The organism is Hymenobacter sp. BT188, from assembly GCF_014333585.1.
Taxonomy (GTDB): Bacteria; Bacteroidota; Bacteroidia; order Cytophagales; family Hymenobacteraceae; genus Hymenobacter.
In genome coordinates, this window is the sequence record NZ_JACSCW010000004.1 from 484406 (window position 1) to 496572 (window position 12167).

General features: G+C 53.4%; 12 protein-coding genes. 5 read left to right on the forward strand and 7 right to left on the reverse strand.

What is annotated here, in order from left to right; all coding sequences use genetic code 11:
• The first annotated feature begins 40 nt into the window (after positions 1-40).
• Positions 41-946: a hypothetical protein gene (locus tag H8B13_RS13520; RefSeq protein WP_187311330.1), complete on the forward strand. Its 906-nt coding sequence runs from the start codon at positions 41-43 to the stop codon at positions 944-946.
• A gap of 18 nt (positions 947-964) precedes the next feature.
• Here the strand turns inward: H8B13_RS13520 and H8B13_RS13525 are convergent, their stop codons facing one another.
• From H8B13_RS13525 to H8B13_RS13540, 4 genes are all read right to left on the reverse strand, one after another.
• Complete coding sequence (locus H8B13_RS13525) at positions 965-1396, reverse strand: hypothetical protein (RefSeq protein WP_187311331.1); 432 nt, start codon at positions 1394-1396, stop codon at positions 965-967.
• A gap of 226 nt (positions 1397-1622) precedes the next feature.
• Positions 1623-2978, reverse strand: coding sequence for a glycosyltransferase 87 family protein (locus H8B13_RS13530; RefSeq protein WP_187311332.1), 1356 nt, complete (start codon positions 2976-2978; stop codon positions 1623-1625).
• A 24-nt stretch (positions 2979-3002) separates the two neighbouring features.
• A complete protein-coding gene (locus H8B13_RS13535) occupies positions 3003-4466 on the reverse strand; it encodes a cellulose synthase family protein (RefSeq protein WP_187311333.1) in 1464 nt (487 codons plus the stop codon).
• Positions 4467-4570: 104 nt separating this feature from the next.
• Entirely contained in the window at positions 4571-5281 is a 711-nt protein-coding gene (locus H8B13_RS13540) for a glycosyltransferase family 2 protein (RefSeq protein ID WP_187311334.1), read from the reverse strand.
• A 75-nt stretch (positions 5282-5356) separates the two neighbouring features.
• On the opposite strand from H8B13_RS13540, the gene H8B13_RS13545 reads away from it, so the two are divergent.
• Both H8B13_RS13545 and H8B13_RS13550 read left to right on the forward strand, forming a co-directional pair.
• The gene (locus H8B13_RS13545; RefSeq protein WP_187311335.1) at positions 5357-5815 is read left to right on the forward strand and encodes a peroxiredoxin; all 459 of its coding nucleotides are present in this window, start codon (positions 5357-5359) and stop codon (positions 5813-5815) included.
• An 85-nt stretch (positions 5816-5900) separates the two neighbouring features.
• Positions 5901-6887, forward strand: coding sequence for an alpha/beta fold hydrolase (locus H8B13_RS13550; protein ID WP_187311336.1), 987 nt, complete (start codon positions 5901-5903; stop codon positions 6885-6887).
• A gap of 209 nt (positions 6888-7096) precedes the next feature.
• On the opposite strand, the gene H8B13_RS13555 is transcribed toward H8B13_RS13550, so the two are convergent.
• From H8B13_RS13555 to H8B13_RS13565, 3 genes are all read right to left on the reverse strand, one after another.
• On the reverse strand, positions 7097-8449 hold the full coding sequence (locus tag H8B13_RS13555) for a 4Fe-4S binding protein (protein ID WP_187311337.1): 1353 nt from the start codon (positions 8447-8449) through the stop codon (positions 7097-7099).
• Positions 8450-8570: 121 nt separating this feature from the next.
• Positions 8571-8804 (reverse strand): hypothetical protein, encoded by a 234-nt coding sequence (locus H8B13_RS13560; RefSeq protein WP_187311338.1) that lies wholly within the window; start codon positions 8802-8804, stop codon positions 8571-8573.
• A gap of 86 nt (positions 8805-8890) precedes the next feature.
• Entirely contained in the window at positions 8891-10183 is a 1293-nt protein-coding gene (locus H8B13_RS13565) for an NAD(P)/FAD-dependent oxidoreductase (protein WP_187311339.1), read from the reverse strand.
• 313 nt (positions 10184-10496) lie between these two features.
• Here H8B13_RS13565 and H8B13_RS13570 point away from each other — a divergent pair, with 313 nt between their 5' ends.
• Entirely contained in the window at positions 10497-11255 is a 759-nt protein-coding gene (locus H8B13_RS13570) for a DUF547 domain-containing protein (RefSeq protein WP_187311340.1), read from the forward strand.
• A gap of 95 nt (positions 11256-11350) precedes the next feature.
• Positions 11351-11767, forward strand: coding sequence for a hypothetical protein (locus H8B13_RS13575; protein ID WP_222841425.1), 417 nt, complete (start codon positions 11351-11353; stop codon positions 11765-11767).
• Positions 11768-12167 lie beyond the last annotated feature (400 nt).

Consider the following 12167-nt stretch of genomic DNA (forward strand, 5'->3'; position numbering starts at 1 on the left):
CGCCGTACTAGCATCATTCTACTTGATTAAGCTAGTTCGTATGCACGCTGTCTGTCGTTTTATAATCGGTTTGGGATTCGTGGCCTTAGGCAATGGTCTTGCCGCCTGCTCCTCCGAAGAGGAAGTAGTATCGGGGAGGAAGAGCAGGCCAGTGCCGGATGATAATGCTGCTTTGCTCAAATTGGCACCTCACTTCAATCAGCAGTGGGCGATGGCCAAATGGTGGGAAGACGGACTGGCCGAAGTGGCAACCTACGAGGCCGAACGAGTCATTTACGACAAAGTACGTCGCTTCGAGTATACGCTTATCACTGTAAAAGAGGAGTTTACGCCGCATTTCAATGTGAAAGCCGACACCCTCCAGCGGCCCGACTTATTTCCGGTGATGAAGGTGAATCAGTTCTGCCGCATCGAAACCGACCAGTATCCTTACCATTACCTAACCTCCCTGTTTTTTCGGCGCGATGACCCCTTGGCCCTGCACAAGATGACAACCTCTTCCCAGGAGTGGTGTGGCAACACGTTTAAGGCCATTACGGACGAAGGCCTCCACTATCTCCAGACCTATAATTCTTACTGGGATGGCCAGGGTAGCGGGGAGCGGCAGCTTCGGCGCGACGCGCTTTTTGAGGATGCACTGCCTTACACCCTGCGTAGCCTCCGTTTTACCCGCAAACCCACCTTTCAGGTGGTCGTTACGGAGTTGCAGCAAAACAGCAAAGCCACCCGGCCTAGCTATTATAATGCGCAGGTGAAGGTAGAAGATGGTTTGGCTGCTGACACTCCCGAGACCGCGTGGCGGGTGACGGTCTCGCTGGCCGATAAGAAGCAGAATGTGTATTGGTTTGCCAAGAAATATCCCAACGTTCTGCTGCGTCAAACTACTTGGGATGGACGCAATCTACGCCTCAAATTGGTGCGGCGATATGCTTACTGGAAAACTTGAGAAACAATGAGGTAATTGCTATTGAATTAGATTGTTAACCTGATAAGGTCTCACGCTTTCGCTGAGCCAGGTATAGGCTGAGGCAACATCCTCAAAGCTGACGACCATCGGCTTGCTTATACAAGAAAGTGCGTCATCAATGACACTCCGGCTGAGGTAATTGGGGGAGTACACCCAAGCCAGATAATGCAGGCTAGCATCCGCGAGGGTCTGAAAAAACGCTTCGTCCAACCACTGGAAGGCCTCCTGCCAGGGCCCCTCCAAGTTAGAGTTGTCGTTCAGCATTTTCTGACATTTGGTGCGCCGTAACCATTCTACCAGTTGTTGACGACCTACCCAAATAGATGACTCATTTTGCTCGCCTTTCCAGTCTACATAGAGCCACTGGTTACAATGGTCGTGGGCAATGCAGATAGAGGGTAAATCAAGCAGTATTTCTAAGCCAGGCATTAACAGATATTTCTGGGAATGCTTTCCCTGGTGAGGTACATGGAGTGCGTATTAATACTAGCAAACAGCTGATTTTAATGGGTTAAACCTAAGTGTTTGACGTAGCAATAAAAACCAATCATATTAAATTAATCTAAAATTAATACGTAAAACTGGTTGACTATAATATTTATATACTTATATATTAATTAGATAAATATTTGATATACATACTGGTGTGAAGATGTTAGTTGATTTTGATCTGCTGGGCATCCGTAAACAAACCTCTCCGTTTTAATAAGCCTACTTCCCATACAAGTATTCCTATCACCAGCCCGTACTCCATGCTTACTAGTAAAAGGTTTTCGGAGTAAACAGGAGTTTGGTAAGCGGCGTAAGAAAGCAGGACCATCCCTGACCAGACAATGCTATAACGATAGGGCGTGAAGCAGGCTAGCGTAATCAGCGGTGTCAGATACCAAGGATGTACTATTGTAGCTAGCAGATAGTAAAGCGTAAGTGCCAGCAACAGCGTTTGGCCCAGAGAGGCTACTGTAGGCTGTTGCTCACGCCAAGCTAACAACAACAGGAGCAGCCCGGCGGTCAGGGCCAGGCCGGTACCGATGGTGGCTATCAGGTTGTAGCCTACCAGCCAGTAGCCTGCCGCTCGGAGTAGGTAGTAGAAGCTGGCGTTGAACTCGAAGGTGTGAAAATACAGATCGAGGCTGCGGCCGAAGTTGCTGAACAAGTCAAGGGACATGAAAGGCGCAAAAAAGCCCCCCACAACCAAGCTCAGCACAGCCGCATAGCGTAAAAAAGCCCCCCAACCCAGGCGCCGGATCAGAAATGGAAGCACCAGCAGCGGCAACAGCTTAGTGGCCACCGCCAGCCCCAGCGCCCCCGCCGACCACACCCAACGACCCCGTGCTAAGGCCCACCAAGCCGCCAGCAGCCCGCAGATAAGCAAGGCTTCAAAATGAAGGTTGCCCGTCAGCTCTACAATAACCAGCGGATTGAGCACATACCATAAAGCTCGGTGCTTTGGCTCACCGAAGGCGCGTAGTAAGCTCATTAACAGCAGAGCTGTACTGCATTCCGCGCCTATTAATACGGCCCGAAGTAGAAATATAAAGCCCCGTTCACTGTGAGGAAAAAGCCAGGCGGCCACTCCAAACACGGCCTGGCAAACCGGTGGGTAAACTGAGAAATAATGAGGGGAGTTGAGCTTAGGATACAGATCGGTGAGTTGTTGCTGCAGCTGCGCGTTGCCAATCGGAGCAGGGGGCGCCAGCAGGTCGGTGGGGCGGTGCAGATAAGGATTTTGCCCCCCAGCCACCAGCAGGCCATCCCAGCGGAAGCGGTGATAGTCGTCGGAGAGGGCGGGGGTAGCGGGCAGCCACAGCAGCCGAAACAGCAGCCCGGCAACTAAGGCTACCCGCAACGGCAGTTGGCTGCGCACCAGCCAGATATAGGCGGCAAATGCCACAGCCATCAGTCCGAGTAGCTGCCCAAAATTTGCCCGTGGCGTGGCATAGGCTACCCCCGCATATGCCGCCGCACTGAGCAAGAGAGCAATGAGCTGACGAGTAGAAAGGCGGGGCATTGCGTTAGCCTTGAGCAGTTTAGCCTATTTGGAGTGACGGACTGAGTAATAAAAAACCAAGCCATAGCCGACCACCAAAAGCAGGTGGAATGGCAGCAGACCATAGTCGCCGATGTACAAGCCGGCTCCAATGCCGAACAGAAAGTACAGCATAAGCAGTCCTTCCAGCACCGTGAGGCCGTCGAAGCGGCCGGTGCGGTAGCGGCGGCCCTGCCAGGTGCCTTGCCGCCGGACCAAGCCCATTTTGGGAGTGCGGATAAAAGCTGAGCGGCGACCCATCAGTCCCAGCAGTACTGCTCTTGAGTTGTGCAGAGCCAAGCCCATAGATACGGCCAGGAACAACAGGAATTTACGTAAAAAAGTCCCCCAGCCCGCCGCCGGATTATCGTAGCGCCATGCCGTGTAATAATAGTATACCAACGGCAGCAGGGTAAGCAAAAACACACTGGCCAGCTGGAATACGGGTTCGAGCTCTGGTAATTGCTGCCGCACAAATACCAGCGGTACGCTCAGCACAGACAAAATCAGGATGGCCAGAAAAACGGTGCTGTTGAGCAAGTGAAAGGTGGCGTGCAACTTGGTGGAGAGGGGAAGCCCCGACCTTAACACACTGCCTAAGTGCTTGCGGGCAGTTTCGGCGCCGCCCTTGGTCCAGCGAAACTGCTGCGACTTCAGCGCATCCATAGTGGCCGGTAGCTCGGCGGGTGCCACCACTTGGGGCAGATACACGAATTGCCAGTTGCGCAGCTGTGCCCGGTAGCTCAGGTCCAGGTCTTCAGTGAGCGTGTCGCTGTGCCAGCCCCCCGATTCTTCGATGCAGCGCCGCCGCCACACGCCGCCCGTACCGTTGAAGTTGATAAAATGCCCCCCAGCCAGCCGCCCCACCTGCTCCACGTAAAAGTGTGCGTTCAGGGCAAAAGCTTGCAACTCTGTAAGCAACGAATACTCCTCGTTGAGATGGGCCCAGCGCGTTTGTACTACACCTACTGTCGCATCGGAAAAGTAGGGTACGGTACGCAGCAGGAAGTCGGGTTCGGGTACGAAATCGGCATCAAAAATAGCCACCAACTCAGCATCTGTACAATTTAAGGCATGCTTTAAAGCGCCGGCTTTAAATCCCTCACGATCAGAGCGTGTAATATGATCGATATAAATACCTTGCGCCCGGTGCCAGGCTATCCGGGTGGCGGCCAGCGCAACGGTTTCGTCAGTAGAATCGTCGAGTACCTGTATGTGTAATTTGTCAAGCGGATAGGCGAGGGCGGCGGCCGCATCTATGACCCGCTCTACCACATATAGCTCATTGTATACGGGCAGCTGCACCGTTACTAAAGGCCACTCAACAGGAGAAGTAGGGGCCGGTAATACCGGGCCACGATAGGCGCGCCGGGCCAGCCGCGTGAGCTGCAACTGACTCAGGCTAAAGCCCAGAATAAAGGTGAGACATAACCCATAAAGAACCAGAAGAAGAATTTCCAGCTCTTTCATGAATGCAGTAAAAGGGGCATGAGAGGGAGCATTGCAAAAACGGCCGTGGAAAGTATGCCTTCTCCTTCAACCCGTTCCATGAAGCCTTGTTGGTTGCGGTTTGCTTACAAATACTTAAAAATCGTCCACAGGATCTTGTAGCCCGCGCCCACCGTGCCCGCCACCGTGCCCGATACCTTCGATTTGCCGATACGGCGGCGGTAACGCACAGGCACTTCGGTGGTGCGCAGTTTGAGCTTAGCCGCTTTAAGTTGCATCTCAACTGTCCAGCCGTAGGTTTTGTCCTGCATGTTCAGTCGCTTCAAGGCCGAGGTCCGGATTGCCCGAAAAGGGCCCAGATCGGTGTAGCGGGCACCGTAGAAGGAGTGCAGCAATGTAGTAGCCAGCCAATTGCCAAATATCTGTTGGGGCAGCATGGAGCCTTTTTCCCGTTTGCCCAGGGCTCGGGAGCCAATTACCATATCGGCCTCGCCGCGCAGAATAGGCGCCAACACCTGGGGCATGTCTTTGGGATAATCGGAGTAGTCGCCGTCAAGAAACACGATGATATCGGGCTGCTCCTCGGGAGGGCGGGCAAAGCAGTGGGCCATGCCCCGAAGGCAAGCATAGCCATAGCCGGCGCGCTTCTCCACCAGCACCGTAGAGCCGGATGCTCTGGCTATCAGCCCCGTATCATCAGTAGAGTTGTTATCAACCACTATGATCTCCCGCACCAGGTTCTTCGGAATTTCTAGTACAACGTGCGAAATCGAATGCACCTCGTTGTAGGCGGGAATAATAACATCGATAATGGGGGCGGGGGGCAAATCGGACATACACAGGAGGCGAGTTGCACAAAGATGCCGATTCTTTTTCGCGCTATCTTTCCTGCTCACTTATACGCGGCTCACATGCTTCAGATTGGCGACCAAGCCCCCGACTTTACCCTTCGCACTACCACCGGCGCTACCTTCCGCCTCGCCGACCAGCGTGGCAAGCGCGCCATTGTACTTTATTTCTACCCTAAAGACGATACGCCCGGCTGTACGGCCGAAGCCTGCTCCTTCCGCGACCAGTACGAAGATTTTCAGGACCTGGGAGCAGAGGTAATCGGCGTTAGTTCCGACAGCGAAGCTTCCCACCAGAAATTCACTCAAAAGCACCGGCTGCCTTTTCCATTGTTGGCTGATGAAGGCGGTAAAGTGCGCAAACTCTATGAAGTGCCTCGCTCGCTACTCGGCATTTTGCCCGGCCGCGTCACGTTTGTAATCGACAAGGAGGGCGTAATTCAATACATCTTCAACTCTATGCAGCGCGCTACCGACCACGTGTCGAAGGCAAAAGAAGTGCTGGCGGAGCTGGCCAAGTAATCGGCAGCTTGTAGGTGAAGAAGCCAGCAGAATCAGAACGCTTGGTGTAGCGGGGCGTACTACGTTAGTCGTACCCCACAACCCTATGAAAAAGCTTATTCCGTTCCTGCTGCTTCTGCTGCCGCTTCAGCTTTTAGCCCAAACGCCCCCCAGTCTCAACGCTACCCTCGACGGCTACGCGTATCCGTACCCCGTCAAAACGTTGGCGCTGAAACTGGAGGGACGGGCTGTGCGCATGGCTTACATGGACGTGGCGCCCACCGTCCGCGCCAACGGCCACACCGTGGTGCTTTTGCACGGTAAGAACTTCTTTGCCGCTTATTGGCGCGAGACTATTAAGGTGCTGACCCAAGCTGGCTTTCGGGTGGTCGCGCCTGATCAGGTGGGTTTTGGTAAGTCAGATAAGCCGACGCTCTACTATTCGTTTCATCAGCTGGCACACAATACGAAGCAGCTGCTCGACACGCTGGGCGTGCGCAAAGCCATAATTGTGGGCCATAGCATGGGCGGAATGCTGGCCACCCGCTTTGCCCTGCTTTATCCTGAAACCACGGAAAGGCTGGTGCTGGAAAACCCCATTGGTCTGGAGGATTACCGCGTCGGGGTGCCGTTTCAATCGGTGGATCAGTCGCTGGCAACGGAGCTGAAAACCACGGAAGCGAGCATCCGCAAGTACCACGCAACCTATTACCCCAATGGCTACCCCGCAGCCCACGACCAGTGGGTGCGCCCGCTGGCCGCCCAAACAACTCACCCCGATTTCCCGAAAGTTGCCCTGGCCAGTGCGCTTACCTATCAGATGATTTATCAGCAGCCAGTGGCTTACGAGTTCAATCGTGTAGCCGTGCCTACGCTGCTTATCATTGGTCAGCAAGACCGTACGGTAGTAGGCAAGGGCTTAGTGAAAGATGCGAAAGTGCTGGCAACATTGGGCCAATACCCCGCGTTAGGAAAGCGCACCGCCGAGCAGATCCGGGGGGCAAAATTGGTAGCCCTAGAGAAAGTAGGCCACATTCCGCATCTGGAGGTGCCGAAGGAGTTTCAAGCCGCGCTGCTGGCGTTTCTGAAGTAGGTAAAGAATTGATGCTAAACTTTTTAAACGTCATGCAGAACGCAGTGAAGCATTTCGCGTGCTGATGCTAGATTAGTAAACCTGGTAAACACGCAAGATGCTTCGCTCCGCTCGACATGACGGCCTAGAATGACAAATGCATCTCAACGCACAAGGCCACACGACTTATAAGTCGTGTGGCCTTGTGTCTTATTAGCAGGCAACAAAGCCTAGCTCAGTATCCGCAATGAATCCGCGTGAATAAGTTGACTGCCTTGGTAGCGGCCTTCGCGGGGGGCGTTTTCTAGGTTGAGTACGCCGCGCGGGCAGGCGGTGGAGCACATGCCACAGCCCACGCAGGAGGCCCGGATGATGGGCTCGCCACGCTGAGCGTACTGCTTTACATCGATGCCCATTTCGCAGACGTTGGAGCAGTTGCCGCAACTGATGCACTGGCCGCCGTTGGTGGTAATGCGGAAGCGGGAAAAGTGCTTTTGGAGCAAACCCAGGTAAGCCGCCATGGGGCAGCCAAACCGGCACCACACCCTGTTGCCCATAATGGGGTAGAAGCCCACACCCACAACGCCCGAAAACACGGCTCCAATAGCAAAACCGTAGAATCTGTTGAGGCTATTGCCAATTTCCCCTAGAAAGCTGCCATACAGTTGGTTCACCCATAACAGTATCGTTATCAATACAATCAGGGCGAGAATGGGATACACGAGGCGTACTTCCCAGCGCCAGGCAGCCCGGCTTTTGTCGGATAAGTGACGATAAGGGTCGCCGGCAGTTTCGGCCAGGCCACCGCAGCCGCATACCCACGAGCAATACCAGCGCTTACCATAAAAGTAGGTGAGTATAGGCGTAGCTACCAGCGACATAATTGCCCCCCAGAACACCATAAACACGCCCAGACCGCCATTCCTTACCAGATCAGCCACTCCGCCCGGAAACAGGTAATCATACTTCAGCGGCCAGAAGTATGAGAAGTAGAACTCGGGTTGTTGAAAAAATAACAGCACGCCCGGCAGCAAAAACGCGAAGCCCAGCTGAAAAAACATCACCGATACGGTACGAATGAGCTGGTAGCGGGAGTGGCGATATTTCCATAAGGCCCGGCCACCCATGAGCAGCACGGCCAGCGTATAGAAGGTACCGTACAAAAACCACTGGTCGGCGGCGCGGTTGCGCAACGCCTGGCTGAATGGGTCAAGCGTGCGGATTAGGTTTTCGAGGTACTGCGGAAACCAGTACAGCAGGACATAGAAGCCCGTGAGCACCAAGCCCGTAATCCAAGCAATGGCCCCGCGGCTGGTACTGGCGCGCAGCCACAGGTTGTTCTGCTTTACGCCCGCCTCCCCTCGCCCAAATTTATACCAGGCCCAAGCCAGCGTACCGCCACTGATAAGAGCCAGGGCAATATACACGCTCAGGCGAGCCCGGGCCACATCAGCATCGAAGGCAGCACCTAGCAATGCCAGCAACCCCAGCGCCACAGCTGCTAGTGTAGCTTTCTCCTTCGCATCAGTTACCGGTAAAGGCGCCTGTGCAAGGGCAAAGGAGTGATCGGAAGTAACTTCCATAGAAGAGCAGCGAGGGGTAATGAGAATAACTTTACTGAACGTCATGCAGAGCAGAGCGAAGCATCTCGCGTGCTGACGCTTCATTCTGCTCCACACGATCATCTAGTGTGAGCAAATTAGCTTAATGATGGTGGTGATGGTGGCCTTCGTCGGGCTTGCCAAAAAGGTTTATGAGCGAGCCGATGATATAAACGGCCGTCCAGCACAGATACAGCCAGTTAAAGCCTTCTGGCATCTGCTGGGGGGCAAAAAAGTGAAGTATCAGGTGAGCGCCAATGCTCATGATCAGGCCGGTGATGGCGATGAACTGGTAGCTGTTGAGGGCGCTGGGACGATAGAGTTTGGAAAGATCCACGGGGAGCAATTAAATGAGAAATACCTGACAGTCAGGTGAAGGTGCTAAGAACGATAAATCAAGTAGACGCTCTTTTAATTCAGTTATTACCGTTTTACGGCCAACATTTCAGCAAACTGCCGCTGAATAGCTGGCTCGTGGCGGCGGTAAAACTCGGGGTCAAAGTTGGCGGTTTTTAGCTGCCCGATAACCGTCTGGATGGGCGTTTTGGTCTTGATCCAGTTTTCGCATACTGCCTGGCGCAGGCGCAGACCCATCGCGTTAAACCCAACCACCGCATCATTAGCTTGGGGGGCAAAATTGATGCGTAGGGCGCAGTTGCCGGTAGGATGCTGCCAGTAGAAGCTTTCCACATCACTAGGCGTGCGCGCGGGCACCTGACCATAGGTTTGATACTCGAGGTTAAAAAACTTGGCCGAGTTAAACCACACGCCGCGCCGATAGGGGGTAGGCCGGCCGCATATGGTGTGGGCCACGGTTTCGCCCTGCATACGCCCGGTATACCAAAGCTGCTCGATGGGCACCTCGCCCGCGCCGGGCTGCCGGTGCTGGGCGCAGTCGCCGGCGGCGTACACGTCGGGTAGGTTAGTTTGCAGCAACTCATCAACCAGAATTCCCCGGTCGGTTTCTACTGCCGAGCTTTGGGCCAAACTTAAATTCGGCGTGACACCGATACCCAACCCAACCCACTGACACGGTATTTCCTCGCCTTGGCTGGTCACAATAGCGCGCACGCGGCCGTTGGCATCGCCCAGTATCTCGTGCAGCTCCGTGCGATAGCGCACGTCCACTTTGTGCTGACGAAACTGCTGGTCTACGAGTTCAGCTTCTTCGGGGGGCAAAACGGAGCCCCAATAATGTTGGTCGCGCACGAGCACCGTGGCAGCTATGCGGCGGGTGTGCAGCATTTCGGCCAGCTCCACCCCAATCAGGCCGCCGCCAACTACTACACCCCGGCTGATACCCTGCGTATCCCGTTCCATCTGGGTTAAATCGGGCAGCCCATAAAGGCCCTGCACTCCTAGCAGCTCTTGGCCGGGCCAACCTGCGCGCCGCGACACGGAGCCGGTGGCCAGCAGCAACTTATCATAGGAAATAGTTTGGCCATTATTGAGCTGAACTTGATGTTGGTCAGCATCAAGGCCCGTAGCCGTCGCATGCACCAGCTCAAGCCGATTTTCTTTCCAAAACCAGTCCTCATAGGGCTTTATATCCTGATAGCGCAGGTGGCCCATGTACACGTACATCAGAGCCGTGCGCGAGTAGTGGTGCTCACTCTCATCCGACACGAGCGTGATGCGCGCCGCCGGCTGGAGGCGCCGCACGGTTTGGGCCGCCGTCACGCCCGTAATACCGTTACCGATGATAACCAGGTGCATGGATGAGTTTTAGATGTTGAGTATTAAGCGTCTTCTCTTTATTGATAGTTATGCAGGTAGACTGTCATGCCGAGCGGCGTGAAGCATCTCGCGTGTTTGCTGAGATTAGTAATCTTGAGTCAGCACGCGAGATGCTTCGCTACCGCTCTGCATGACTACCTATTATGACCGACCTTTAAAAGCATAACATATCAAAAAAGCCCCCCAGCCGAGCGTAGCTCGCAACTTGCAGAGCACAACATTGGTTAGTGGTGTCAGGTTTGCAAATCCACGGTGGATCAGTTGGCCGTATTTCCCCTAAACTTACTCATTTATGCGTCCTTCCGGATTTCAGATCCTTCGACCCTTGCGCCTGTTGATTTTGCTAATAGCCCTCTGGCTACCGCTGGGGGGCATTTTGGCAGCTCCAAGTGCGCCATCTTTCACTACTGCCACGTCGGCTTTCCTGCAAAAGTATGTGAATGCTGATGGCAACGTAAACTACGCCGCCATCAAGAAGCAGCCTGCTGAGCTGAATAATCTGCTGCAAACCGTGCGGAGTTTCGATACCAAAAATATCCCGGCGGCCGAGCGCAAAGCGTTCTATCTCAACGCCTACAACCTAGTTGTGATTGGGGCAGTAGTGGAGCGCTTTCCATTAACGTCGGTGATGAAGGTGCCGGGCTTTTTTGATAAGCTGACTTTCACCGTAGCCGGCGAAAAAATGACGCTGAATGAGTTGGAAACTAATAAGCTACGGAAGCCTTATAACGACTCGCGTATTCATTTTGCCTTAGTATGCGCTGCTAAAGGCTGCCCCCGGCTCAGCCGCGAATCCTTTGCCGCTCCCACACTTGATGCTCAGCTGTCAGCTCAAACCAAGCGCGTGCTCACTGATCCTACGTTTATTCGGCTGAATGCAGCGGCTAAAAAAGTGCAGGTTTCGGAAATCTTTAAGTGGTACGCCGATGACTTTAAAGCATCGGGGCAGGCTCTTATTCCTTACCTCAATCAGTACCGGGCCGCGCAGCCCATTCCGGCTACCTATACTGTTGATTATTATCCATACGATTGGTCGCTAAACACCTTGTAAAGACAGGGTGGTGCCGCAACTATAGCCATAACTGTGTGTTGCCATCAGCCGTAAGCAAAAGAAACTCAGGTATTCCACCCAGAAAACATACGACGATGATCTTAGATAAACTTTTCGGCGACAACGATAATAACGAGAACGGCGACATTACCGAGGGCAAGGGCGTTTCTAAAAACGAGGAGTTCGAGGCCCATAAGAAGGTTCAGCAGACCGAAAGCAACGGCAAAGAAGCGAATGACCCGTCGGCTCAGCGCAATACAGGTGCCAACGGCTACACCCAGCGCAGCGACCAGAAAGACCAACTCGAAAACCTGCACATCGGGGGCGACGAAACTACTCCCCAAGGTGGCAACGACCATAAAAATGCCGGCGAGCAAGCTCAAGGTCCTGGTTTTGAAGCCGAAGGTACCTATGAGCTAGATCACAAAGTGCGTTCGGGAGAACAGGAGTTTGGCGAGAAGAAAGCCAGCACTTCCGGCGAGCCACCTAAGGATGGTACTATCTCACAATAAATAGCACACAGCGAAATGCACGCAAAAAACCCCACGCTCCCGGCGTGGGGTTTTTTGCGTGCATTTCGCTGTGGTTCGCTGTTGCGTTGCTACAGCTGCTATATGCGCCACTGAAAGTGTCAGCCGGGCTTTATAAAGCGTATGTTTTAGGCTGATTTGCCCATTTATAAATATAGCTATGGGTCGTTAGTATAGCAATTGATAAATATTTATGGTCGAGCTTCGAAAAAATATTTCTTGAAAAAGTGCTTTAGCTGTGTTAAAACAGCCTTAATCATGATTGTGTCACTTATTATGACTAAATATTTATAAAAGCATTGTTTGATATGTGACGATTCATATATATTTACAACATGAAACTTAGGAACGGGAGTAATCCACCTAATCTTTCACCCGCCCC

Excerpts from the sequence above, each read along its gene's own strand:
- H8B13_RS13555 (WP_187311337.1), bottom strand. The coding sequence starts at position 8,449 with ATGGAAGTTACTTCCGATCACTCCTTTGCCCTTGCACAGGCGCCTTTA.
- H8B13_RS13575 (WP_222841425.1), top strand. The coding sequence starts at position 11,351 with ATGATCTTAGATAAACTTTTCGGCGACAACGATAATAACGAGAACGGC.
- H8B13_RS13535 (WP_187311333.1), bottom strand. The coding sequence starts at position 4,466 with ATGAAAGAGCTGGAAATTCTTCTTCTGGTTCTTTATGGGTTATGTCTC.
- H8B13_RS13550 (WP_187311336.1), top strand. The coding sequence starts at position 5,901 with ATGAAAAAGCTTATTCCGTTCCTGCTGCTTCTGCTGCCGCTTCAGCTT.
- H8B13_RS13540 (WP_187311334.1), bottom strand. The coding sequence starts at position 5,281 with ATGTCCGATTTGCCCCCCGCCCCCATTATCGATGTTATTATTCCCGCC.
- H8B13_RS13530 (WP_187311332.1), bottom strand. The coding sequence starts at position 2,978 with ATGCCCCGCCTTTCTACTCGTCAGCTCATTGCTCTCTTGCTCAGTGCG.
- H8B13_RS13565 (WP_187311339.1), bottom strand. The coding sequence starts at position 10,183 with ATGCACCTGGTTATCATCGGTAACGGTATTACGGGCGTGACGGCGGCC.
- H8B13_RS13520 (WP_187311330.1), top strand. The coding sequence starts at position 41 with ATGCACGCTGTCTGTCGTTTTATAATCGGTTTGGGATTCGTGGCCTTA.
- H8B13_RS13525 (WP_187311331.1), bottom strand. The coding sequence starts at position 1,396 with ATGCCTGGCTTAGAAATACTGCTTGATTTACCCTCTATCTGCATTGCC.
- H8B13_RS13545 (WP_187311335.1), top strand. The coding sequence starts at position 5,357 with ATGCTTCAGATTGGCGACCAAGCCCCCGACTTTACCCTTCGCACTACC.
- H8B13_RS13570 (WP_187311340.1), top strand. The coding sequence starts at position 10,497 with ATGCGTCCTTCCGGATTTCAGATCCTTCGACCCTTGCGCCTGTTGATT.